The 24,549-nt window shown below is 50.5% G+C and carries 23 protein-coding genes, 1 pseudogene and 1 riboswitch; of the genes and pseudogenes, 13 read left to right on the forward strand and 11 right to left on the reverse strand.

Annotated features, from left to right (window positions below; translation table 11 throughout):
* The 3 genes and pseudogenes from C1P89_RS23430 to ubiK all read right to left on the reverse strand — a co-directional run bounded on the left by C1P89_RS23430 (window position 1) and on the right by ubiK (window position 3,690).
* A pseudogene (locus tag C1P89_RS23430) lies at window positions 1–2,506 on the reverse strand (fimbria/pilus outer membrane usher protein).
* Between the two features lie 59 nt (window positions 2,507–2,565).
* The gene (locus C1P89_RS23435) at window positions 2,566–3,117 is read right to left on the reverse strand and encodes a fimbrial-like protein (protein ID WP_001272147.1); all 552 of its coding nucleotides are present in this window, start codon (window positions 3,115–3,117) and stop codon (window positions 2,566–2,568) included.
* Between the two features lie 282 nt (window positions 3,118–3,399).
* A complete protein-coding gene (ubiK, locus tag C1P89_RS23440) occupies window positions 3,400–3,690 on the reverse strand; it encodes a ubiquinone biosynthesis accessory factor UbiK (protein ID WP_005137101.1) in 291 nt (96 codons plus the stop codon).
* Window positions 3,691–3,811: 121 nt separating this feature from the next.
* Window positions 3,812–3,959, forward strand: a riboswitch (FMN riboswitch).
* 103 nt (window positions 3,960–4,062) lie between these two features.
* On the opposite strand from ubiK, the gene ribB reads away from it, so the two are divergent.
* Together ribB and yqiD are read left to right on the forward strand one after the other, a co-directional pair.
* Window positions 4,063–4,716 carry a 3,4-dihydroxy-2-butanone-4-phosphate synthase gene (gene ribB / locus C1P89_RS23445; protein WP_001076997.1) on the forward strand — a complete coding sequence of 218 codons (654 nt, stop codon included), beginning with the start codon at window positions 4,063–4,065 and terminating at the stop codon, window positions 4,714–4,716.
* 260 nt (window positions 4,717–4,976) lie between these two features.
* Window positions 4,977–5,147, forward strand: a complete 171-nt coding sequence (gene yqiD / locus C1P89_RS26185) for a protein YqiD (RefSeq protein WP_000469266.1) — start codon at window positions 4,977–4,979, stop codon at window positions 5,145–5,147.
* A gap of 57 nt (window positions 5,148–5,204) precedes the next feature.
* Here yqiD and zupT read toward each other — a convergent pair whose 3' ends face one another.
* On the reverse strand, window positions 5,205–5,978 hold the full coding sequence (gene zupT, locus C1P89_RS23450) for a zinc transporter ZupT (protein WP_001295627.1): 774 nt from the start codon (window positions 5,976–5,978) through the stop codon (window positions 5,205–5,207).
* A gap of 142 nt (window positions 5,979–6,120) precedes the next feature.
* On the opposite strand from zupT, the gene ygiD reads away from it, so the two are divergent.
* On the forward strand, window positions 6,121–6,909 hold the full coding sequence (gene ygiD / locus C1P89_RS23455; protein ID WP_005143585.1) for a 4,5-DOPA-extradiol-dioxygenase: 789 nt from the start codon (window positions 6,121–6,123) through the stop codon (window positions 6,907–6,909).
* Window positions 6,910–6,946: 37 nt separating this feature from the next.
* Here the strand turns inward: ygiD and C1P89_RS23460 are convergent, their stop codons facing one another.
* The 3 genes from C1P89_RS23460 to tolC form a co-directional block, all read right to left on the reverse strand.
* Complete coding sequence (locus C1P89_RS23460) at window positions 6,947–8,107, reverse strand: glutathionylspermidine synthase family protein (protein ID WP_000442875.1); 1,161 nt, start codon at window positions 8,105–8,107, stop codon at window positions 6,947–6,949.
* Between the two features lie 5 nt (window positions 8,108–8,112).
* Window positions 8,113–8,784 (reverse strand): DUF1190 family protein, encoded by a 672-nt coding sequence (locus C1P89_RS23465; protein WP_000831543.1) that lies wholly within the window; start codon window positions 8,782–8,784, stop codon window positions 8,113–8,115.
* 147 nt (window positions 8,785–8,931) lie between these two features.
* Window positions 8,932–10,413, reverse strand: a complete 1,482-nt coding sequence (tolC, locus tag C1P89_RS23470; RefSeq protein ID WP_000735278.1) for an outer membrane channel protein TolC — start codon at window positions 10,411–10,413, stop codon at window positions 8,932–8,934.
* Window positions 10,414–10,617: 204 nt separating this feature from the next.
* Here tolC and nudF point away from each other — a divergent pair, with 204 nt between their 5' ends.
* The 5 genes from nudF to parE are packed head-to-tail and all read left to right on the forward strand — an operon-like array spanning window position 10,618 to window position 15,024.
* Window positions 10,618–11,247, forward strand: coding sequence for an ADP-ribose diphosphatase (gene nudF / locus C1P89_RS23475; RefSeq protein WP_000917117.1), 630 nt, complete (start codon window positions 10,618–10,620; stop codon window positions 11,245–11,247).
* On the forward strand, window positions 11,248–11,670 hold the full coding sequence (locus C1P89_RS23480) for a DUF1249 family protein (RefSeq protein WP_000833393.1): 423 nt from the start codon (window positions 11,248–11,250) through the stop codon (window positions 11,668–11,670).
* A gap of 24 nt (window positions 11,671–11,694) precedes the next feature.
* On the forward strand, window positions 11,695–12,522 hold the full coding sequence (cpdA, locus tag C1P89_RS23485; RefSeq protein ID WP_000444747.1) for a 3',5'-cyclic-AMP phosphodiesterase: 828 nt from the start codon (window positions 11,695–11,697) through the stop codon (window positions 12,520–12,522).
* Entirely contained in the window at window positions 12,522–13,103 is a 582-nt protein-coding gene (yqiA, locus tag C1P89_RS23490) for an esterase YqiA (RefSeq protein WP_000105733.1), read from the forward strand. The genes cpdA and yqiA overlap by 1 nt, the downstream gene beginning before the upstream one ends.
* 28 nt (window positions 13,104–13,131) lie before the next feature.
* Window positions 13,132–15,024, forward strand: a complete 1,893-nt coding sequence (gene parE / locus C1P89_RS23495; RefSeq protein WP_000195296.1) for a DNA topoisomerase IV subunit B — start codon at window positions 13,132–13,134, stop codon at window positions 15,022–15,024.
* Window positions 15,025–15,071: 47 nt separating this feature from the next.
* On the opposite strand, the gene C1P89_RS23500 is transcribed toward parE, so the two are convergent.
* From C1P89_RS23500 to qseB, 4 genes are all read right to left on the reverse strand, one after another.
* Window positions 15,072–15,386: a putative quinol monooxygenase gene (locus C1P89_RS23500; RefSeq protein WP_000958598.1), complete on the reverse strand. Its 315-nt coding sequence runs from the start codon at window positions 15,384–15,386 to the stop codon at window positions 15,072–15,074.
* A 30-nt stretch (window positions 15,387–15,416) separates the two neighbouring features.
* Entirely contained in the window at window positions 15,417–15,998 is a 582-nt protein-coding gene (mdaB, locus tag C1P89_RS23505; RefSeq protein WP_000072420.1) for an NADPH:quinone oxidoreductase MdaB, read from the reverse strand.
* A gap of 109 nt (window positions 15,999–16,107) precedes the next feature.
* Window positions 16,108–17,457, reverse strand: coding sequence for a quorum sensing histidine kinase QseC (qseC, locus tag C1P89_RS23510; RefSeq protein ID WP_000673376.1), 1,350 nt, complete (start codon window positions 17,455–17,457; stop codon window positions 16,108–16,110).
* Window positions 17,454–18,113 carry a quorum sensing response regulator transcription factor QseB gene (gene qseB, locus C1P89_RS23515; protein WP_001221493.1) on the reverse strand — a complete coding sequence of 220 codons (660 nt, stop codon included), beginning with the start codon at window positions 18,111–18,113 and terminating at the stop codon, window positions 17,454–17,456. Before qseB ends, qseC begins: the two co-directional genes overlap by 4 nt.
* Window positions 18,114–18,264: 151 nt before the next feature.
* On the opposite strand from qseB, the gene ygiW reads away from it, so the two are divergent.
* From ygiW to ftsP, 5 genes are all read left to right on the forward strand, one after another.
* The gene (gene ygiW, locus C1P89_RS23520; protein ID WP_000712658.1) at window positions 18,265–18,657 is read left to right on the forward strand and encodes an OB fold stress tolerance protein YgiW; all 393 of its coding nucleotides are present in this window, start codon (window positions 18,265–18,267) and stop codon (window positions 18,655–18,657) included.
* Window positions 18,658–18,709: 52 nt separating this feature from the next.
* Window positions 18,710–19,192 (forward strand): AraC family transcriptional regulator, encoded by a 483-nt coding sequence (locus C1P89_RS23525; protein ID WP_000183494.1) that lies wholly within the window; start codon window positions 18,710–18,712, stop codon window positions 19,190–19,192.
* 545 nt (window positions 19,193–19,737) lie between these two features.
* Window positions 19,738–21,996: a DNA topoisomerase IV subunit A gene (gene parC, locus C1P89_RS23530; protein WP_001281884.1), complete on the forward strand. Its 2,259-nt coding sequence runs from the start codon at window positions 19,738–19,740 to the stop codon at window positions 21,994–21,996.
* Window positions 21,997–22,228: 232 nt separating this feature from the next.
* A complete protein-coding gene (gene plsC / locus C1P89_RS23535; protein ID WP_000965712.1) occupies window positions 22,229–22,966 on the forward strand; it encodes a 1-acylglycerol-3-phosphate O-acyltransferase in 738 nt (245 codons plus the stop codon).
* A 74-nt stretch (window positions 22,967–23,040) separates the two neighbouring features.
* Window positions 23,041–24,453, forward strand: a complete 1,413-nt coding sequence (gene ftsP / locus C1P89_RS23540; RefSeq protein WP_000059385.1) for a cell division protein FtsP — start codon at window positions 23,041–23,043, stop codon at window positions 24,451–24,453.
* The last annotated feature ends 96 nt before the right edge of the window (window positions 24,454–24,549 follow it).

The raw sequence follows: 24,549 nt of genomic DNA on the forward strand, positions 1-24,549 counted from the left end.
TTAATTTTGGCTAATACACGGTAAAATAACCGTTCCGGTGGTTAAGTTGCTGCTATTGGGTGGTTGAATAAAACAGGATTTATCACCCCAGCGTAAAGTAAGTTTGCTGTCATCCTGAATGCCGTTGAGGTATACAAAGCCGCCATCAGCAACCAGTCCTAATTCTTTATGGCTGGTTTTATCTTTTACGCTAATCCCCAGTGGTGGGTGACTACCATCTGCCAGGCGAATAACCCCCATGATTTGATAGCCCTTGCGGGTATCAAGTTTGGCGTAGCCAATAGCACCTTCGGTTAAGGTGGTGGTGATAACCGAGTTTTCGATATCCACATTTTCTGGAAGATTTCGGGTATCAACGCTTAATGATGTTGTTATGTAACTGCTGACTGATGGAATAACTCCGATGCCATACCGATTAGTTACCGCGCGTTTATTGTTCAACGGAATATCTTCTGCACCATCTGCGTCGATCATAAAACGCGAGTCAGCACTACCACTATAGTCATGGAAAGCGGCTCCGTGACGAGTCGCCGTGAATGAACCATTCCAACTGGCATTCAGAGAATAATAACTGTCTCGCTGTGATGTCCCGGAGAGATAGAGACGACCGTTCTCGGTATTATGCTGATAACTGGCGCGTAGTGACGCTTTCATATCTTTGAATTCATCATTGTCGCCTGAAGCAGAAACGCTCCAGGAATTATTTCGATCGGAAGAGTCATACCACGAAGCAGTATGCGAAATCTTGTTATCCTGATTTCGTTGCATACCATAGCTCAATGTTCTACTGGTTCCCCAGGGAATCGAAATATTTAGGTACAGTTGATCCTGGTTGTCTTCTTCCCAGTTTATTCGGCTAAATGTTAGAGAAGCGGAGACGTTTTTTTAATGGCCCGATATCAAAATCGCGGCTAAGTGATAATGAATAATTCACATTACTGCTGGCGTCCCAGTAAGTATTACGAGCCAAACTTACGTATGTATTTAACCTTAATGATTCAAGATACTGGTTAAACGTGACAATATAACTCTCTTTTTCATTCTGATAATTCATGTAATGGTTAGTGTCATTGATATATTCATTCATTGTCACAAAGTTTTTATCAGAGAAACGGTAACCAGCGAAAGTGAGCTGGCTACCGGTAGATTCAAAACGTTTTGAATAGTTAGCGCGGTAGCTATAACCCGTTTCTTTATCCTGATTATGCAACTGAGCATCAGATCGTGTGACATCAAAAGATAATGAACCCAATGAGTTAAGGTTAAAGCCAACGCCGGCAGCCAGAGATTGATAATCACGGTTTGTTAAAACTGAACCACCATACAGGGATACATTGTTCAGCCAACCCCATGAGAATTCACCAGTCCAGAAGAAGGGTTGTTGTAAGGAATCACCACCAACGCTGGTCGGTTTACCCATAGCAGTGGTGTAGCGAATCTGCCCTTTACGCGTCAGATAAGGAATACTATTAGATGCAACTTGCCATTGCGTGACTTGCCCGTCCTCTTCTTCAACCTTGACGTCCAGTTGCCCCTGTAATGTATTGAATAAATTAGTAATAGCAAATGGGCCAGGAGGAACATTTTCTTGATAAATAATACGGTTGTTCTGTGAGACAGTGACCTTTGCATTCGTTTGTGCAACACCCGTGATTTGCGGTGCGTAACCACGTAGATCAGGCGGCAACATATTCTCATCGCTTTTCAACGAAACGCCAGAAAAATGGAAAGAGTCGAAAATAGAGGATTCAGTATCGTATTGACCTATAGTTAGTTTTGCATTAATTGCTGGGATTGGGCGAAACAAATAAATACGCGGAAAATCCAGGTTGTTCGCCTGGCTTTTGCCATTGTTAAATGACTGATCGTACTGGTAATCAGTACGCAGGCGCCAGGCCCCAAGATTAACCCCAGCCTGCCCATAGGAACTTATATTTTGTGAATTATCGCCCTGATGTGGTGCATAATGAGAGGCATATAAATTGTAGTCAAGAAATGCCCCAGCAATACCATGATCCCAAAGTTCAGGAGGCGTCCAGTTTGCATCTTTGTATTTTAACCATGCCTGAGGTGCAGATATGGATAATTGCATTTTCCCTTTATCGAGATAAGTTGTAATTTGTTTTTCTTTTTCGATAGGGTAACAACCATCGATCAGGTTTTGCTGAGCCTCTTCAATAATCTCATCAGTAAAGCCTAATAATGTTAATTGCTCTGGAGTCAGACAAACTGCAGTTTGGTTATCAATTAATACCCATTGCAGGTCCAGATGGATTGGCGTCCTTTTATTATTAATAAGAGCGTTTAATGAGTATTTACCTACGGGTAATTGGCCATCAGTTTCAAATTGGGAAAGGTTAACGTTTTCACGATCTTCGGCTTCGATTAAATCTTTGTTGAATTCAACGGCATAAGCTGACGCACAACCAATGATGAGAACGGATAATGAACAATAAATATTTTTAATCAATTCGCTTATTGTGGTTAATTTTAATTTTTTATACATCTGTTCCACTTATCATTAATCCGTTAATGATGTGGCCGGGCGAACCCGGCCTAATGTGATTACTCGTAAGCAATCTTATAGTCAGCCTGAGCGTAAACGTTGCCCGGGGTAGCATCTTTGCCCGGGGATTCCATACGAGCTTTGAAGTTCAGTTCCTGATAGCTGTTAGTATTGTTGAATGTAATTACTACCGGAGTACCTAAAGTCACTTCGCCGCTCTGGCTATCCAGAATACGTACGCCAACGCCTGTGGCACCACCGATTTCAGTTTCTTTGGTGTTTTTCAGCAGGTCAGTCTGACCCGTCATAGTATTCGCTGTGGTGAAAGTAACCTTCGCTTTTGAATAAGTGGTTCCACCCTGGCTCAACATGCAGTCTTGCAGGTGAATAGTGAAAGGCTCAGCCAAAGATTTCTGGTCGCTTTTCAGAACGGTATCTGCTACTTCACCCAGATTTACAGTTAAGTCTTCGTCACCTGGTTTAATTGAACATGGAGCAGAGATAACTTCACCTTTAAATTTAACAATGCCGTGACCTTCGTCAGCAAATACGTTATTGGAAAGAATCATTGCTACGCCAGCAACAAGAAGTGACTTTTTAAAAGCAGACATAATATTCCTTTATATAAATATAAGTAGAAAATGAATGATTAGTAACTGTTATTTAAGGATTGCTAATCATTCAAATATTATATTTTACTTTTCGGGTTTTATGAAATTAGTTTATCTAAATATGGATTAAGTAAAACTTAAAAAATACATAACAATTATATTTTCAATTGCACTCATTCATTTTTGTGATGATATTCTGAATGGAATTAAGCGATAAGGTAATAGAAAGCACTGTAAATTAGAAGATTAATTCATAATTTACAGTGCATTAAAGACAAATGTTTACAGCGTTGGGGGGAGAGTCTCTGGATCTGGCTGCTTTTTAATCTCAGTACTGCGATTTTCCAGTTCGCTCATTCTTTGTTCAAGCCGCGCCAGTTTCTCACGAGTCCGTAACAGGACTTGCGTTTGGACGTCGAACTCTTCACGGCTTACAAGGTCGAGGCGCGTCAGCTGAGCTTGTAGGGTTTGGCGGATTTTTTTCTCCACATCTTCCCCGAACTCCCTGATTCCTTTAGGCATTGATTCGTGAACCTGGCGAGCGATTTGCTCAATTTTTTTCGGGTCAATCATTGTAGTTTCCCTGTACTGATAGGTGTTGAGTACCATTGTAGTGCGATAAGGGTAAGTCATAAACCAGAATTATGTGAAGCTATGCGTTGCTGCCGCTAATCATTAGCGTTATAGTGAATCCGCTTATTCTCAGGGCGGGGCGAAATTCCCCACCGGCGGTAAATCAACTCAGTTGAAAGCCCGCGAGCGCTTTGGGTGCGAACTCAAAGGACAGCAGATCCGGTGTAATTCCGGGCCGACGGTTAGAGTCCGGATGGGAGAGAGTAACGATTCTGTCGGGCATGGACCCGCTCACGTTATTTTGGCTATATGCCGCCACTCCTAAGACTGCCCTGATTCTGGTAACCATAATTTTAGTGAGGTTTTTTTACCATGAATCAGACGCTACTTTCCTCTTTTGGTACGCCTTTCGAACGTGTTGAAAATGCACTGGCTGCGCTGCGTGAAGGACGCGGTGTAATGGTGCTTGATGATGAAGACCGTGAAAACGAAGGCGATATGATCTTCCCGGCAGAAACCATGACCGTTGAGCAGATGGCGCTGACCATTCGCCACGGTAGCGGTATTGTTTGCCTGTGCATCACTGAAGATCGCCGTAAACAACTTGATCTGCCAATGATGGTAGAAAATAACACCAGCGCCTATGGCACCGGTTTTACCGTGACCATTGAAGCGGCTGAAGGTGTGACTACCGGTGTTTCTGCCGCTGATCGTATTACGACCGTTCGCGCAGCGATTGCCGATGGCGCAAAACCTTCTGATCTGAATCGCCCGGGCCACGTTTTCCCACTTCGCGCGCAGGCAGGTGGTGTACTGACGCGTGGCGGTCATACTGAAGCGACTATTGATTTGATGACGCTGGCAGGCTTTAAACCGGCTGGTGTGCTGTGTGAGCTGACTAATGACGATGGCACGATGGCGCGTGCACCAGAGTGCATTGAGTTTGCCAATAAACACAATATGGCGCTCGTGACTATTGAAGACCTGGTGGCATACCGTCAGGCACATGAGCGTAAAGCCAGCTGAAAACCGCTGCTTAATTACTGCCTTAATCAAGAAACCGAAGTTGTAGCTGGCTTCGGTTTTTATTTTGCCCTGCTATGCAAGATGTTAATTCCGCTTCTCTTTCTATGAGAAAATTTCATTAATATCAGGCATTCTTTTTCATTATGATCAAAATCATATAATTGTTCCGTTATTATGCGACCATATGAATATATCCGAAAAAGGATATGTGAAATTTATGCGCTAAATGTTTAGTATTGTTAAATATTAAGGGTAAAAGGATGTTTATCGCCTGGTACTGGATTGTATTGATTGCTCTGGTTGTGGTGGGTTATTTCCTGCATTTGAAACGTTATTGTCGGGCGTTTCGCCAGGACAGAGACGCACTGCTTGAAGCGCGGAACAAATACTTAAACAGTACGAGAGAAGAGACAGCCGAAAAGGTAGAATAAGGCTTTCGTGAAGCTGGCAGAAGTTGTCCATGTGCTGGACAACTTCTGATGTTGTTTTTAACCAATTCCCGCCGTTTGTAGCAGCACTAAACTGAATCCCATCACTGACATTCCACATAGTACGCCATAGCTGGGGTTATTATTAGGGTCAATCTCTTTGGCGAGCGGCATTAATTCATCAACCGAGAGCGCCACCATAATTCCTGCAACCGCCGCCATGATTGCCGCCATGACCACCGGGGAAATCATGCTACCGAGGATTAACCACGCCAGCACACCACCAAGAATTTCTGCTAGTCCAGAAATCCCCGCCCACAGAATCGCGGTGCGTTTAGACCCCGTTGCCGCATAAACCGGGCCTGCCACTGCCAGACCTTCAGGGATATTGTGCAACGCGACGGCCAGTGCGATGCCAAATCCCAGCTCCAGGTTGCTGCTCGCCGTGACAAAGGTGGCAATCCCTTCCGGGAAGTTATGCAGACTGATGCCGAGAGTGAGCAGAATGGCTGTGCGCTTGATCGATTTTGGCAACGGCTGCACCGATTTTTGCATTAAATCCTGCGGATGCGCATGTGGCAACATGCGGTCCAGGCCAAAATAGCCAAGCAGACCGAAGATAAACATTCCATAACCCAACACAGGCGACATTCCTTCAGCTGCTAGTGCGGCAGGAAGCATTTCCATTAATGAGATGAGCAACATGATCCCCGCCGCAAATCCTAGCGAAAACGCCAGTAAGCGGTTCGAGGGTTTTTGCCCGAGAACGCCGAGAAACGCGCCAATAAACGTGGCTGCCCCCGCCAGTATGGTCAGAATGAGAGGTACTGACATCGACAACTCCTTATAAATCTTCACCTTCAGGCAGATCGTCAAAATAACTGATGATCATCATCATTGTTATCCGGGTTCTTACTCCGCCGAACAAGCGTATTGTGAGGATATCAAAATGACACCTTTAGTTAAGGATATCATCATGTCTTCAACACGTATGCCAGCATTGTTTTTAGGTCACGGTAGTCCGATGAACGTGCTGGAAGATAATTTGTATACCCGCAGCTGGCAGAAGTTGGGGATGACATTGCCACGCCCGCAAGCGATTGTGGTGGTTTCGGCTCACTGGTTTACCCGTGGAACAGGAGTGACCGCGATGGAGACGCCGCCCACGATTCATGACTTTGGTGGCTTCCCGCAGGCGCTGTACGATACGCATTATCCTGCTCCGGGTTCGCCTGTGCTGGCACAGCATCTGGTTGAGCTGTTAGCGTCGGTCCCGGTGACGCTGGATAAAGAAGCCTGGGGCTTTGACCACGGTTCCTGGGGCGTGCTGATTAAGATGTATCCTGACGCCGATATCCCGATGGTGCAGTTGAGTATCGACAGTAGCAAACCTGCCGCCTGGCATTTCGAAATGGGGCGCAAACTGGCAGCGCTGCGAGATGAAGGAATAATGTTGGTCGCCAGTGGCAACGTGGTGCATAACCTGCGTACAGTGAAGTGGCACGGTGATAGTTCACCATATCCTTGGGCGATGTCGTTTAATGAGTATGTGAAAGCGAATCTGACGTGGCAAGGGGCGGTAGAGCAGCATCCTCTGGTGAATTACCTTGACCATGAAGGTGGCGCGTTATCGAACCCAACGCCGGAGCACTATCTGCCGTTGTTGTATGTCTTAGGTGCGTGGGATGGGCAGGAGCCAATTACCATTCCGGTCGATGGTATAGAAATGGGCAGCCTGAGTATGCTGTCGGTGCAGATAGGTTAACAATTACCGGATGGCGAATGCCATCCGGCATCATTGATTACTCAATAAAAATATGTGGATAAAACCGAGACATATCCTGGGTGATCAACGCACGGTCTTCACGAATGCCAATTCCGGCAGGTTGATCGTTCACCAGCCAGCTACCAATCAGCATATAGCTGTCGCCGAATTTCGGTAACGGGTGGAATTGCTGAACAATCATCCCTTCTTCGCCATACGGACCTTCCGCTGCTTCAATGGTTTTGCCGTTCTCAATGATCGACACGTTTGCGCCTTCACGGGAGAAGATCGGTTTAACCACATATTTTTCCATTTGCGGATGATCATCTTCCGCAAAATAAGCGGGCAGCAGGTTCGGGTGATTCGGGAACATCTCCCACAGTAGCGGTAGAAGCGCTTTGTTGGAGATAATGCTCTTCCACGCCGGTTCCAGCCAGCGTACGCCTGCATCCTCCAGCTTGGTGGAGAACATCTCACGCAACATAAATTCCCATGGATACAGCTTGAACAGGTTGGAAATTACCTGATCCTGTAAATCCGTGAACTGACCTTTTTCACCTAACCCGATATCGTCAATGTAGAGGAACTCGGTAGCGATTTCAGCTTCCGTCGCGCAGTCCTGCAAATACTGAATGGTTCCGCGATCTTCCACCGTGTCGCGACAGCAGGTGAGATGCAGCAACTGGAAGCCATACTGTTCACGCAACTCGACAAAGCGATCGATTAGCTTTTCTTGCAGACTGTTAAACTGGTCGCTGCCCTCCGGCAAGTTACCGGCGTTAAGCTGATCTTCCAGCCAGATCCACTGAAAGAACGCCGCCTCGTATAGTGACGTTGGTGTATCGGCGTTATTTTCCAGCAGTTTAGGTTCGCCAGTGCCATCCCATGCCAGATCAAGACGCGAATAAAGCGATGGCTGGTGAGTCAGCCATGACTGACGCACAAAACTCCAGGTGCGTTTTGGAATGCGGAATTTGGTCATCAGCTCATCGCTGGCGATCACTTTTTCCACCACTTTCAGGCACATCTGGTGCAGTTCGGCGGTGACTTCTTCCAGCTTTTCAACCTGGGCGAGGGTCAACTTGTAGTAAGCATCTTCACACCAGTACGGCTCGCCGTACATGGTGTGAAAATTGAAACCGTATTCGTGGGCTTTTTCGCGCCAGTCCGGGCGCTCGGTAATACTGACTCTTTCCATCGGTATCAGCCACCCATTGAACGAGAAGAGGTGCCGGTTGCGCTACGCTGCATAGTGCTTTGTTTGGCAACAGATTCACCAAAACCGCCACGGGTAACGGTAGTAGTGGTCGCCGGTTTTGGTGCCATGGCTGTCTTCGGTACGGTCATGGTGCGGCCTGGCTGGGCTGCGCCATAGTTTTTACCCGTCGCGTCGGTATATTTACCGTAAGCCGGGCTGGCTGGGTTTTTCGAGGAGAACAGCGGCTGCTGTGCAAATCCCGCGCCGCCGCCCATCAGACGCCCCATCATGTAACCGGCCATCAGCGGCATCCAGAAACTCCCGCTGGATTGCTGGGCCTGCGCCTGGTTTTCTGGTGCCATGCCAGCCTGGGCTGGTGCCTGCTGGCACTGACCTTCACCAAATTCAGCAACACAGTCTTCACGGGTGGCGTATTTCGGCGCAGTACGTTCGGCTTCTTTCAGCGCATTGTTGTACGCGGTGGTACATTCGGCGCTTTTGCCTGGGTTTGCAGCTGAACAGTCGTCAGCATTTTGATAGAGAGACACTGTTTCATCACTCTTTTCACAGCCAGCCAGCATAAAAACAGTGGCAACCGCGAGAGCGACTGGTGTCAGATGGCGTGCGCTCCAGTTTTTGCGGAACGATGCGTGGCGTATGGATTTTGTCCGTTTCATTTTTGTCTTCCGGGACCAGTGGTAAATACCCATCAGAATAGAGGATGGCTGGTCGAAATTGAAGCGAGAAGGGGGAAGAATGCGGCAGATAACCCGTATCTTTACGTTGCCTTACGTTCAGACGGGGCCGAAGCCCCGTCGTCGTCGTCAGTTACGGAAAGGGTTATGACCGTTACTGGTGGTAGTGCGTGCGGATGTTTGCTGAACGACTGGTGCCGGGCTATCAGGCGCATAACCATCAGCAATAGCATTCTGTTCCGGCGTTTGCGGTGCAACGTTTTCCGGATTAGTGGAAACCGGTTTGCTCAGCGCATTGTTCAGTGCCAGCAGATCCTGCTCGTTCAACGTACCCAGAGCTGACTTAATATTCAACTGGTTAATCAGGTAGTTATAACGCGCATTTGCCAGCTCTTGCTTAGCGTTGTACAGCGTGGTGGTTGCATCCAACACATCAACAATGGTACGCGTACCGACCGAGTAGCCCGCTTCCATCGCGTCTAATGAGCTTTGAGCGGAAACTACGGCTTGTTTGTAGGCGTTAATGCTACTGATAGATGCATTAATGTTGTTGAAGGAGGAACGTACGGTTTGCACGACGCTACGATGCGCGCTTTCCAGTTGCTCGCTGGCACCAACAAAGTTGTACTGGGCCTGTTTCACCTGCGAGTTAACCATTCCGCCCTGATAAATCGGCAGCGAGAAGCTCAGGCCCACTTTGTTCTGGCCCATATTGCTGTCGTCATACTGGGTACCAGCGGCACCACGGGTTTTCGAACCGCTATAAGAGGTGTCAGAAATCCCGGTAGAAGCCGTTAAATCCAGCGTCGGTAAGTGACCATCCTGCGCCTGGCGAATTTGCTCGCGCGCCAGGTCCTGGCTCAAGCGTGCCTGTAACAGCGACAGGTTGCGTTTTTCGGCTTCTTTCAGCAGCGCGTTAACCGGCTGTGGTTTGTCGGTTTTAAAGTTTTCGACATTCAGCGCCGCCAGTTCCGGATAGTAGTTACCGGTGATCTGGCGCAGCTGCTCTACCGCGTTATCAAGGTTATTACGTGCGGTCACTTCGTTCGCCAGCACGGTATCGTACTGCGCGCGGGCGTTCTGCACGTCGGTGATCGCTACCAGGCCCACGTTAAAACGTTGGGTGGTTTGATCTAATTGACGGTAGATCGCTTCTTTTTGTGCCTGTGTATAGGAAAGAACGTCAATAGCATTCAACACGTTGAAATAAGCGGTCGCGGTGTTGAGGATCAAGGTTTGCTGATCGGTCTGATATGTGACGTCCTGAATCCCTGCTGCTTTTTCCTGCAGCGTTAACGCACGCCATTTCGACATATCAAAAATGGATTGAGTTAACTGCAGGGACGCACTGGTCGCGTTAGAGTTGATGCCGTTCGCGTCGCGGTAGCCGTTGCTATAGGTGTAATCTGCACCTAAACCTAGCTGTGGCAGTAATGGACTGCGCGCTTCATTAATTTTTTCAAAGGCAGCATCACGATCGGCGGCAGACTTACGCAATTCCGGGTTACTAAGGCGTGCTTGCTGATAAACTTGCATTAGGTTCTCGGCCTGGCTCAACGAACTGAACCCAGAAAGGCTCAGGCCGATAAGAATGGGGAGCAATTTCTTCATTTGCATTCCTTGTGGTGAAGCAGTATTTAGCGCGATCAAACTGTAAAATTATTGCGGATTCTAGCAGAAGCCGCTACCGCAAAAGGTTGGCGTTACGTGCCATAGGGCGTTAATGTGCCTCAATTTAACACATGACTGCTCAAACGGCAGTCAAACGTCGCTGAAATTCACATTTAATTCACTATTAGTGCCAGGACATTAACAATGCTTAAGCCAGACAACCTGCCCGTTACATTTGGCAAAAACGATGTAGAAATTATTGCACGAGAAACACTTTATCGCGGCTTTTTTTCATTAGATCTTTATAGATTTCGTCATCGTCTATTCAACGGGCAAATGAGTCATGAGGTACGGCGGGAAATTTTTGAGCGCGGTCACGCCGCAGTCTTGCTACCCTTTGACCCAGTGCGCGATGAAGTTGTGCTGATTGAGCAGATTCGGATTGCCGCATACGACACCAGTGAAACCCCCTGGCTACTGGAGATGGTTGCCGGGATGATAGAAGAGGGTGAAAGTGTGGAAGATGTTGCCCGTCGCGAAGCGATTGAAGAGGCGGGACTGATAGTCAAACGGACCAAACCGGTGTTAAGTTTCCTGGCAAGCCCGGGGGGCACCAGTGAGCGTTCGTCAATTATGGTGGGCGAAGTGGACGCCACGACCGCAAGCGGTATTCATGGTCTGGCTGATGAAAACGAAGATATTCGCGTTCATGTGGTAAGCCGGGAACAGGCATACCAGTGGGTAGAAGAGGGGAAAATCGACAACGCAGCGTCGGTCATCGCTTTGCAATGGCTGCAGCTGCATCATCAAGCGTTAAAAAATGAGTGGGCATAAATGAAGCGTTACACACCTGACTTTCCTGAAATGATGCGCCTGTGCGAGATGAACTTTTCACAATTGCGCCGTTTGTTACCGCGCAATGACGCACCCGGCGAAACTGTAAGCTATCAGGTGGCAAACGCACAATATCGGCTGACGATTGTGGAATCGACCCGATACACTACCCTGGTGACAATAGAACAGACTGCGCCCGCGATCAGTTACTGGAGCCTTCCGTCAATGACGGTGCGTCTGTATCATGACGCGATGGTGGCTGAAGTGTGTTCAAGCCAGCAGATTTTTCGCTTCAAAGCGCGGTATGATTATCCTAATAAAAAGTTGCATCAACGCGACGAAAAGCATCAAATTAATCAGTTTTTAGCGGACTGGTTGCGATACTGTTTAGCACATGGAGCGATGGCGATTCCGGTTTACTAGCATCGTGAAACCTAAGGACACCATTTGGAAAGCCTGTTAACCCTTCCTCTGGCTGGTGAGGCCAGAGTCAGGATTTTACAAATTACCGACACTCACCTGTTTGCACAAAAGCACGAAGCTCTGTTAGGGGTAAACACCTGGGAAAGCTACCAGGCGGTGCTGGAGGCGATTCGTCCACATCAGCACGAATTCGACCTGATTGTCGCGACAGGTGATTTAGCGCAGGATCAATCCTCTGCGGCCTATCAGCATTTCGCTGAAGGCATCGCAAGTTTTCGTGCGCCCTGCGTCTGGCTGCCGGGCAACCACGATTTCCAGCCCGCGATGTACAGCGCGTTACAGGATGCGGGTATCTCCCCGGCGAAGCGGGTGTTTATTGGTGAGCAATGGCAAATCCTGTTGCTGGATAGCCAGGTGTTTGGCGTGCCGCACGGTGAGCTGAGCGAGTTTCAGCTTGAGTGGCTGGAACGTAAACTGGCCGATGCGCCAGAACGCCATACGTTGCTGCTGCTGCATCATCATCCGCTACCTGCGGGTTGTAGTTGGCTCGATCAACACAGTCTGCGTAACGCGGGCGAACTGGATACCGTGCTGGCGAAGTTTCCGCACGTCAAATACTTGCTGTGCGGTCATATTCATCAGGAGCTGGATCTCGACTGGAACGGTCGCCGCCTGCTGGCAACGCCGTCGACCTGTGTGCAGTTTAAGCCGCACTGTTCCAACTTTACGCTGGATACTATCGCGCCCGGCTGGCGTACTCTCGAGTTACATGCTGATGGCACGCTGACCACCGAGGTGCATCGCCTGGCGGACACACGTTTCCAACCTGATACCGCTTCAGAAGGCTACTGATGTCTACGCTTCTTTATTTACACGGTTTCAACAGCTCGCCGCGCTCTGCAAAAGCGAGCTTGTTAAAAAACTGGCTGGCGGAACATCACCCTGACGTTGAGATGATCATTCCGCAGTTGCCGCCGTATCCTTCCGACGCGGCAGAACTGCTGGAATCCATTGTCCTGGAACATGGCGGCGATTCGCTGGGTATTGTCGGTTCGTCACTGGGGGGATATTACGCCACCTGGTTGTCACAATGTTTTATGCTGCCCGCAGTGGTGGTAAACCCGGCGGTGCGCCCGTTTGAACTGCTGACGGACTATCTCGGTCAGAACGAGAACCCATACACCGGGCAGCAATATGTGCTAGAGTCACGCCATATTTACGATCTCAAAGTCATGCAGATTGACCCGCTGGAAGCGCCGGATTTGATCTGGCTGCTGCAACAGACGGGAGATGAAGTGCTGGATTACCGCCAGGCGGTGGCGTACTACGCTTCCTGCCGCCAGACTGTCATAGAAGGCGGCAACCACGCATTCACGGGCTTCGAAGATTATTTCAACCCGATCGTCGATTTTCTTGGTCTGCACCATCTCTGACGATCAACTCGAATTGCTAACTTAAACCATGACGCAAACTTATAACGCTGATGCCATTGAGGTACTCACCGGGCTTGAGCCGGTTCGCCGCCGTCCGGGGATGTATACCGATACCACTCGCCCTAACCATTTGGGGCAAGAAGTTATTGATAACAGTGTCGATGAAGCACTGGCGGGTCACGCAAAACGCGTGGATGTAATCTTACATGCTGACCAGTCGTTAGAAGTTATTGACGATGGGCGCGGGATGCCGGTGGATATTCACCCGGAAGAGGGTGTCCCGGCGGTTGAATTGATTCTTTGCCGTCTGCATGCAGGCGGTAAATTCTCTAACAAAAATTACCAGTTCTCTGGCGGCCTGCATGGCGTGGGGATTTCGGTGGTTAACGCCCTGTCGAAGCGCGTTGAAGTTAACGTGCGCCGCGATGGTCAGGTTTATAACATCGCCTTTGAAAATGGCGAAAAGGTGCAGGATTTACAGGTTGTCGGCACTTGCGGTAAACGCAATACCGGTACCAGCGTGCACTTCTGGCCGGATGAAACCTTCTTTGACAGCCCGCGATTTTCTGTTTCACGCCTGACGCATGTGCTGAAAGCCAAAGCGGTACTGTGCCCCGGCGTTGAGATTACCTTTAAAGATGAGATCAACAACACCGAACAGCGCTGGTGCTATCAGGACGGTCTGAATGATTACCTGGCGGAAGCGGTAAACGGTTTACCGACGCTGCCAGAAAAACCGTTTATCGGTAATTTCGCTGGCGATACTGAAGCTGTGGACTGGGCGCTACTGTGGCTGCCGGAAGGCGGTGAACTGCTGACCGAAAGCTACGTCAACCTGATCCCAACGATGCAGGGCGGTACCCATGTTAATGGCCTGCGTCAGGGCCTGTTGGACGCGATGCGTGAGTTCTGTGAATATCGCAACATTCTGCCGCGCGGCGTGAAGCTGTCGGCGGAAGATATCTGGGATCGCTGCGCCTATGTTCTGTCGGTGAAAATGCAGGATCCGCAGTTTGCCGGGCAGACGAAAGAGCGTCTCTCTTCGCGTCAATGCGCGGCATTCGTTTCTGGCGTGGTGAAAGATGCCTTTATCCTGTGGCTGAACCAGAACGTTCAGGCGGCGGAGTTGCTGGCAGAGATGGCGATTTCCAGCGCCCAGCGTCGTATGCGTGCGGCTAAAAAAGTGGTGCGTAAAAAGCTGACCAGCGGCCCGGCGCTGCCTGGCAAACTGGCTGATTGTACCGCGCAGGACCTTAACCGTACCGAACTGTTCCTCGTGGAAGGTGACTCCGCAGGCGGATCTGCCAAGCAGGCGCGCGATCGTGAATATCAGGCGATCATGCCGCTGAAAGGTAAGATCCTTAACACCTGGGAAGTTTCTTCCGACGAAGTGCTGGCCTCGCAGGAAGTGCATGATATTTCGGTAGCGATCGGTATCGATCCTGACAGCGACGATCTGAGCCAGCTTCGTTATGGCAAAATCTGTATCCTCGCGGATGCGGACTCTGATGGTCTGCACATTGCCACGCTGCTCTGCGCTTTGTTCGTAAAACACTTCCGCGCGTTGGTGAAACACGGTCACGTTTACGTCGCACTGCCACCGCTCTACCGTATTGATCTCGGGAAAGAGGTTTATTACGCGCTGACGGAAGAAGAGAAAGAGGGCGTACTTGAGCAATTAAAACGCAAGAAAGGCAAGCCGAACGTCCAGCGTTTTAAAGGTCTGGGGGAAATGAACCCGATGCAATTGCGTGAAACCACGCTTGATCCGAACACTCGCCGTCTGGTGCAGTTGACTATCGATGATGAAGACGATCAGCGTACTGACGCGATGATGGATATGCTGCTGGCGAAGAAACGCTCGGAAGATCGCCGCAACTGGTTGCAAGAGAAAGGCGACATGGCGGAGATTGAGGTTTAAAGGAAAGAACATTGCCCGGTCAGGATGGCCGGGCAAACAAGGCAGGATTAAATCCCTGGCTGCAGAATACGAATATTCATCTCCAGCACGTCGCCTTTTACGGCTTCGCTGTACGCCTTCATGTGCGGGGTTTGCAGATGCGCTTCAAGGTGCGCGATGCTTTCCCACTGCTCAATCATCACGATAGAATCCGGTGCCATAGACTGGAAACTCACGCCAGCAGCGCAATCCACCATTGGCGCATAGCCGTGGCAACCTTCTTCTTTCAGTACGGTTGGAACGATTTTAGCAAACTGATCCAATACCGCCTGACGGTGATGTTGACCAGGACGAGTACGGATTTCTGCGATTACGGTAAGCATGGTTAACTCCTTCTAAAGCCTGAGCTCTAGTTAACCAAAAATTTCCACAAGATGCTTGCGATATTCTTCAGTATAGCGGGGAACATCAGGCATTTTTATCACGTCATTAGCGATAAATGTCGGCAGCGGTTCCATGCCAAGGAATTGGTTTGCTTTATGGAACGGCAGATACACACCGTCGACGCCAACGCCGTGGAAGAATTGATCTTTTTCGGTGAAGGCTTCCATTGGTGCGTTCCAGGTCAGAGAAAGCATATATTTTTTGCCCTGTACCAGGCCGCCGGAACCGTATTTTTTTGACGGATCTTTGCGGGTACGGCCATCGCTGGCATACAGCGTCCCGTGACCTTCGGTGAATACATCATCAATGTATTTTTTCACTGTCCACGGCGCGCCCATCCACCAGCCTGGCATCTGCCAGATCACCACATCAGCCCAGAGAAAGTTTTGTACTTCCGCTTTGACATCGTAGTCGCTGTCGGCGCGAACGATGCGAACATCATGCCCGAGGTCGCGCAGTGTGCCATCCGCGACTTCGGTCAGGGTGTCGTTCAGTTGACCATTGGAGTGGGCGAATTTTTTCGCGCCGTTGATAATCAGGGTGTTGCTCATTTTTTAACCTCAAGGTGAGACGTTTGTCGACTATAGTACGTCACAGAGCGGTACGGTAAAATTAGCAAAATGTGCAAAGTCTTTTGCGAATTTAGCAAAAGTCTTACCCTTACCAGCTCACCTTCGCCTCAAATCCACCTTGTTCCGCATTCCCAAATTCAACATTCATGCCATGCAATTTGGCGATTCGCTGGACAATCGATAGCCCAAGTCCACTGCCGGTAGCGGTTTGTCCGGGGGGGCGATAGAAGCGTTCGCCAATTCGCGCCAGTGCCTCTGGTGTCACACCGGGGCCGTTATCCCTCACGATGAAATTATCGGCATTCAGCGTGACGTCCACCACGCTGCCCTGTGGACTGTAGCGCACGGCGTTATCCAGAAGGTTTCGCACCAACAAACTTAGCAATAGCGGTTGTCCAGTGCGTTTGATGCTGTGGGCATTGAGTGTCAGTCGCACGTCAATTTTCGCCTGCTGCGCCGTGTGGTAAATATCCATCACCGACGATTGCAGGAGATCTTCAAGCGGGATCTCCGCGACGTCCTGAAGGTTATCCAGTGAGTCCAGCCGCGATAGCGTGAGCAGTTGATCAACCAGACGAGTAGCGCGATCGATCCCGGAATGTAATTGGAGCAGTGCTTTTTTCCGCGCCTGCGGATCATCGTCAGAGAGCTGCGCAACTTCGGTTTGCACTTTCAGCGCTGTTAACGGGCTACGTAGTTCGTGAGCTGCATCGGAGGTAAAGCGTCGTTCTCGAACCATCATCGCATGTGTGCGGGCGAACAGTTGATTTAGCGACTCAACCAGTGGTCGCACTTCGCTGGGTACGCCAGTCGCGTTTAGTGGTTTTTCCGAGTCAGGGTCACGCATACGTAGTGCCAGCGCCAGTTTGTTCAGCGGCGCGAGTTCACGACCCAGTAGTACCATCATGATGATTAACATAATCGGCAGTGCGACCAGCCACGGGATCAATTGCCCGGCAACAATCGCCAGCGCCATGTCTTCACGGTATTCCCATTCCTGGCCAACAACGATGCGATATTTGCCATCAGGTGAGGTCATCCAGACAAAACGCCAAGGATCGTCTTCACCGACCAGTTGCCCGTCAGCAAAACCTTCCCGTTGATAGCTATAGGGAATATCTTCTCCGTTATCGCCATCATTAAGGACCATTCTGCCGTCGTGGGTAAAGATGGCAAAGGTCAGCGCATCGTCATCAACATGACCGTGTTTTAATTTATTTGGCGTCTGTGCCATGCGATCCGCCGCGTTGATTTCGTTGAGATCGAGCGTACTTAACCGCTTGGCAAACAGCATCAGTTGGGTGTCGAACAATTCATCGACGTTATCCGTTGTTTGTTTCCAGGCGACAAAGCTGGAAAGCAGCCAGGTCACCGAGGCCAGAATTAAAAAGATTAGCGTCAGCCTGACGCGCAGACTAAGACGTTGGGTAAATTTCATTTCTCACCTAATGTGTAGCCAATACCATGCACGGTACGAATAAAATCACTACCGAGTTTGCGTCGCAGATGATGCACATGCACTTCAACGGCATTACTGGTGACCTCTTCGTCCCAGGTATACAGTTTCTCTTCAATCAGTTTGCGCGGCAGTACCCGACCAGCGTTACGCATCAGTAATTCCAGCAGGGCAAATTCTTTTGGTTTCAGTGTTAAGGGTTCGCCAGCCAGCGTGGCGATACGTTTGCCGGGGTCGAGCATGACGTTACCGTGGCGCAGCTCGTTGCTGGCCTGGCCGTTGGTTCGGCGCATCAGAGCCTCCAGCCTGGCGGCGACTTCTATCAACGCAAAAGGTTTACACAGATAATCGTCAGCTCCCAGACGCAGCCCTTCTACACGTTCCGCTAACGCATCACGCGCGGTCAGGATCAGTACCGGCTCACGCTGACCTTTCTCTCGCCATTCGCGCAAAATATCGCGACCATCCATGCCTGGTAAGGTTAAATCCAGGATCACCGCATCATAAGGTGCGCTATAAAGCGCCTCTTTTCCCTGACGACCTTGTGTAAACCAGTCGACACTAAAACCCATTTTACTAAGGCCAGTTTTGATGCCGTCGCCAATCAGCATGTCATCTTCTATCAGTAAAATTCGCATTTTTTCATCCCTGCGATAACCGTATTTGCTGCCAGTAAACCGTGTTGTAACGCGCTCTGTACAGCATTAAATTTTATTTTTTTCCCTTAAGAAGTTGTTAAGGACTATCTTGTTAAATGCTCGGAAACAGACATTAAAGGGAGTAATAAACATGAAAAAATTCGCAGCAGTAATCGCAGTAATGGCCCTGTGCAGTGCACCGGTGATGGCAGCAGAGCAGGGCGGTTTTTCTGGCCCATCGGCAACGCAAAGTCAGGCCGGAGGATTCCAGGGGCCGAACGGCAGCGTAACGACTGTAGAAAGCGCAAAATCCCTGCGTGACGACACCTGGGTAACCCTGCGCGGCAATATCGTTGAACGCATCTCTGACGATCTCTACGTGTTTAAAGATGCCAGCGGTACTATCAATGTTGATATCGACCACAAACGCTGGAACGGTGTGACGGTGACGCCGAAAGATACGGTTGAGATTCAGGGTGAAGTCGATAAAGACTGGAATTCTGTTGAAATTGACGTCAAACAGATCCGCAAAGTAAATCCGTAATTGTTACCGCTCCCGGGACGCGTTCCCGGGAATAATTTCGCAGGGAGGCAAAATGACAAACCTGACACTGGATGTAAACATTATCGATTTCCCATCAATCCCTGTGGCGATGTTGCCGCACCGCTGTAGCCCTGAGTTGCTCAACTACAGTGTGGCGAAATTTATCATGTGGCGTAAAGAGACGGGGCTTTCTCCTGTTAACCAAAGCCAGACTTTTGGCGTCGCCTGGGACGACCCTGCCACCACCGCACCGGAAGCGTTTCGCTTTGATATCTGCGGCAGCGTTAGCGAACCGATTCCCGATAATCGTTATGGTGTGAGCAATGGTGAACTTACCGGTGGACGTTATGCCGTGGCCCGCCACGTTGGCGAGCTGGACGATATTTCACACACGATATGGGGCATTATTCGCCACTGGCTGCCTGCAAGCGGCGAGAAAATGCGTAAAGCACCGATTCTGTTTCACTACACCAATCTTGCCGAAGGGGTGACGGAGCAGCGACTGGAAACGGATGTTTATGTGCCGTTAGCGTGATGGGGAATCTTTACCGGAGTGTGAGCCAAATCACTCGCGATAAGTTTGAGCGAACAATGCCACAGGCGTATTGTTGTTGGGCTTATAATTTCTCCGGTAAGGAATACCATGTATACGCGAAATTTATTATCCGGTGCGCCGTAAGCCGTCTCGGGGGTACCCATGAGCAAGCCGCACTTATGGCAGGAGGCGCGGGGCACTGGTGGAGACACAGCTAAACTGGGCTGAACCATATACTTACAGTCGACTACTTTGATGCTTTAGGCTTCCCTGGACTCGCATAACCTCAACTTCTCGAATCGCCCGGAGCGGACCCCCATGCCGAGTGGTGTGGCATGGGCGCAACCTTGTGCTGCCCTCTATGCCGATCAAGTCTACAGCAAAGAGTTGTATATCAAGGCACATTGATGCCTTTATCGCCGTCGGAGCACGTCCGGCGGCGCTATTCACGCTGATCTCCTGTGACTCGACGCGGCAGATAATGTAGTATCTCCGGCAATATTGCCCCTTTGAAGGCTGGCGAATCAGTTGAGGAATCAGAATTAATGAGCGATATGGCAGAGCGCCTTGCGCTACATGAATTTACGGAAAACGCCTACTTAAACTACTCCATGTACGTGATCATGGACCGTGCGTTGCCGTTTATTGGTGATGGTCTGAAACCTGTTCAGCGCCGCATTGTGTATGCGATGTCTGAACTGGGCCTGAATGCCAGCGCCAAATTTAAAAAATCGGCCCGTACCGTCGGTGACGTACTGGGTAAATACCATCCGCACGGCGATAGCGCCTGTTATGAAGCGATGGTCCTGATGGCGCAGCCGTTCTCTTACCGTTATCCGCTGGTTGATGGTCAGGGGAACTGGGGCGCGCCGGACGATCCGAAATCGTTCGCGGCAATGCGTTACACCGAATCCCGGTTGTCGAAATATTCCGAGCTGCTATTGAGCGAGCTGGGGCAGGGGACGGCTGACTGGGTGCCAAACTTCGACGGCACTTTGCAGGAGCCGAAAATGCTGCCTGCTCGTCTGCCAAACATTTTGCTTAACGGCACCACCGGTATTGCCGTCGGCATGGCGACCGATATTCCACCGCATAACCTGCGTGAAGTAGCTCAGGCGGCAATCGCATTAATCGACCAGCCGAAAACCACGCTCGATCAGCTGCTGGATATCGTGCAGGGGCCGGATTATCCGACTGAAGCGGAAATTATCACTTCGCGCGCCGAGATCCGTAAAATCTACGAGAACGGACGTGGTTCAGTGCGTATGCGCGCGGTGTGGAAGAAAGAAGATGGCGCGGTGGTTATCAGCGCATTACCGCATCAGGTTTCAGGTGCGCGTGTACTGGAGCAAATTGCTGCGCAAATGCGCAACAAAAAGCTGCCGATGGTTGACGATCTGCGCGATGAATCTGACCACGAGAACCCGACCCGTCTGGTGATTGTGCCGCGTTCCAACCGCGTGGATATGGATCAGGTGATGAACCACCTCTTCGCTACCACCGATCTGGAAAAGAGCTATCGCATTAACCTCAATATGATCGGTCTGGATGGTCGTCCGGCGGTGAAAAACCTGCTGGAAATCCTCTCCGAATGGCTGGTGTTCCGTCGCGATACCGTGCGCCGCCGACTGAACTATCGTCTGGAGAAAGTCCTCAAGCGCCTGCATATCCTGGAAGGTTTGCTGGTGGCGTTTCTCAACATCGACGAAGTGATTGAGATCATTCGTAACGAAGATGAACCGAAACCGGCGCTGATGTCGCGGTTTGGCCTTACGGAAACCCAGGCGGAAGCGATCCTCGAACTGAAACTGCGTCATCTTGCCAAACTGGAAGAGATGAAGATTCGCGGTGAGCAGAGTGAGCTGGAAAAAGAGCGCGACCAGTTGCAGGGCATTTTGGCTTCCGAGCGTAAAATGAATAACCTGCTGAAGAAAGAACTGCAGGCAGACGCGCAAGCCTACGGTGACGATCGTCGTTCGCCGTTGCAGGAACGCGAAGAAGCGAAAGCGATGAGCGAGCACGACATGCTGCCGTCTGAACCTGTCACCATTGTGCTGTCGCAGATGGGCTGGGTACGCAGCGCTAAAGGCCATGATATCGACGCGCCGGGCCTGAATTATAAAGCGGGTGATAGCTTCAAAGCGGCGGTGAAAGGTAAGAGCAACCAATCGGTAGTGTTTGTTGATTCCACCGGTCGTAGCTATGCCATCGACCCGATTACGCTGCCGTCGGCGCGTGGTCAGGGCGAACCACTCACCGGCAAATTAACGTTGCCGCCTGGGGCGACCGTTGACCATATGCTGATGGAAAGCGACGATCAGAAACTGCTGATGGCTTCCGATGCGGGTTACGGTTTCGTCTGCACCTTTAACGATCTGGTGGCGCGTAACCGTGCAGGTAAGGCTTTGATCACCTTACCGGAAAATGCCCATGTTATGCCGCCGGTGGTGATTGAAGATGCTTCCGATATGCTGCTGGCAATCACTCAGGCAGGCCGTATGTTGATGTTCCCGGTAAGCGATCTGCCGCAGCTGTCGAAGGGCAAAGGCAACAAGATTATCAACATTCCATCGGCAGAAGCCGCGCGTGGAGAAGATGGTCTGGCGCAATTGTACGTTCTGCCGCCGCAAAGCACGCTGACCATTCATGTTGGGAAACGCAAAATTAAACTGCGCCCGGAAGAGTTACAGAAAGTCACTGGTGAACGTGGACGCCGCGGTACGTTGATGCGCGGTTTGCAGCGTATCGATCGTGTTGAGATCGACTCTCCTCGCCGTGCCAGCAACGGTGATAGCGAAGAGTAATATGCCGGGGAGGGCCTGTTTCCTCCCGCTTGCAAGGAACGCCGGATGAAACGTTAAGTCGTCATCCGGCAGCGTATTCAACCCCCGGAAACGATAAAAATTCCCTTGAAACCGTTGTTTATTCATGCGTTGCGATTAACAATACGCTTTTCCAGAGAGCGGCTTTTAACAATGCCCTAACCTGATTTCAGGTGACGTATAATGCCAGTCTCTCAGACCTTCAGAGGGTGTTATGCTATATATCTTTCGTCTTATTATTACCGTGATTTACAGCATCTTAGTCTGTGTATTCGGCTCCATTTACTGCCTTTTCAGCCCGCGTAACCCGAAACATGTGGCCACCTTTGGGCATATGTTTGGCCGTCTTGCGCCGCTGTTCGGCCTGAAAGTTGAGTGCCGCAAACCTGCAGATGCTGAAAGCTACGGCAATGCTATCTATATCGCTAACCACCAGAACAACTATGACATGGTGACAGCATCGAACATTGTGCAACCGCCGACGGTGACGGTAGGTAAAAAGAGCTTGCTGTGGATCCCCTTCTTCGGGCAGTTGTACTGGTTAACCGGCAACTTATTGATCGACAGAAACAATCGCACTAAAGCTCACGGCACCATTGCGGAAGTCGTGAATCATTTCAAAAAACGCCGTATTTCCATCTGGATGTTCCCGGAAGGAACCCGCAGCCGTGGTCGCGGCCTGCTACCGTTCAAGACTGGAGCATTTCACGCGGCAATTGCGGCGGGCGTCCCGATTATTCCCGTGTGCGTCTCTACAACTTCGAATAAGATTAATCTTAATCGACTGCACAACGGTCTGGTGATTGTCGAAATGCTGCCGCCAATTGACGTCAGTCAGTATGGCAAAGATCAGGTTCGTGAGCTGGCTGCCCATTGTCGTTCGATAATGGAACAAAAAATCGCCGAGCTCGATAAAGAAGTCGCAGAACGCGAAGCCGCCGGAAAAGTTTAAGTCGGCAATCTGTATTTTTGCGGGGAACACTTTCCTGCACGGTATTACTTTAGCCAGTTTTACATGGAGCAAATATGTCACTCAGTCGGCGTCAGTTCATTCAGGCATCGGGGATTGCACTTTGTGCAGGCGCTGTTCCCCTGAAGGCCAGCGCAGCCGGGCAACAGCAACCGCTACCCGTTCCGCCGCTACTTGAATCTCGCCGTGGGCAACCGCTGTTTATGACTGTACAACGTGCGCACTGGTCATTTACGCCAGGGACACGCGCGTCGGTCTGGGGAATCAATGGTCGTTACCTGGGGCCGACTATCCGCGTCTGGAAGGGCGACGATGTTAAGCTTATTTACAGCAACCGCCTGACAGAAAATGTCTCAATGACGGTGGCCGGGCTACAGGTACCTGGCCCGCTGATGGGCGGTCCGGCACGGATGATGTCGCCAAACGCTGACTGGGCACCCGTACTGCCTATTCGCCAGAACGCAGCTACTCTGTGGTATCACGCCAATACTCCCAACCGCACGGCTCAGCAGGTCTATAACGGCCTTGCCGGAATGTGGCTGGTGGAAGATGAAGTCAGCAAGTCGCTGCCTATCCCCAACCATTATGATGTGGATGATTTTCCGGTCATTATCCAGGATAAACGGCTGGATAACTTTGGTACGCCAGAATACAACGAACCGGGAAGCGGCGGCTTTGTTGGTGATACGCTGCTGGTTAACGGTGTACAAAGCCCGTACGTTGAAGTCTCGCGTGGCTGGGTGCGCTTGCGACTGCTGAACGCGTCGAACTCTCGTCGCTATCAACTACAGATGAGCGATGGTCGCCCGTTACATGTGATTTCTGGCGATCAGGGATTCCTGCCTGCTCCTGTATCGGTGAAGCAACTTTCGCTGGCACCGGGCGAGCGCCGCGAGATTCTGGTGGATATGAGCAACGGCGATGAAGTGTCGATCACCTGTGGCGAAGCGGCGAGCATTGTTGATCGTATTCGCGGCTTCTTTGAGCCATCCAGTATTCTGGTTTCTACCCTGGTGCTAACGCTGCGCCCAACCGGCCTTCTGCCGCTGGTCACAGACAGTCTTCCGATGCGCTTGCTGCCAACTGAAATCATGGCCGGTTCGCCGATTCGCAGTCGCGATATCAGTCTGGGTGATGACCCGGGTATTAATGGACAGCTGTGGGACGTCAACCGTATTGATGTCACCGCGCAGCAAGGAACGTGGGAACGCTGGACGGTACGCGCGGACGAGCCGCAAGCGTTCCATATTGAAGGCGTGATGTTCCAGATCCGTAACGTGAATGGTGCGATGCCGTTCCCGGAAGACAGAGGCTGGAAAGATACCGTTTGGGTTGACGGACAAGTGGAGCTGCTTGTTTATTTCGGTCAGCCTTCCTGGGCGCACTTCCCGTTCTACTTCAACAGTCAGACGCTGGAAATGGCGGACCGTGGCTCGATTGGGCAACTGTTAGTCAATCCGGTACCGTAATCTTCATACTCGCCCGAGGAGGGCGAGTATGGAATACTTTTCGATTTCTCTTTCGTTCCGGCTTATAATCCCCGGCCTTTGATTATTTTTTTATCA

This window comes from Shigella sonnei (genome assembly GCF_002950395.1).
Lineage (GTDB): Bacteria > Pseudomonadota > Gammaproteobacteria > Enterobacterales > Enterobacteriaceae > ECMA0423.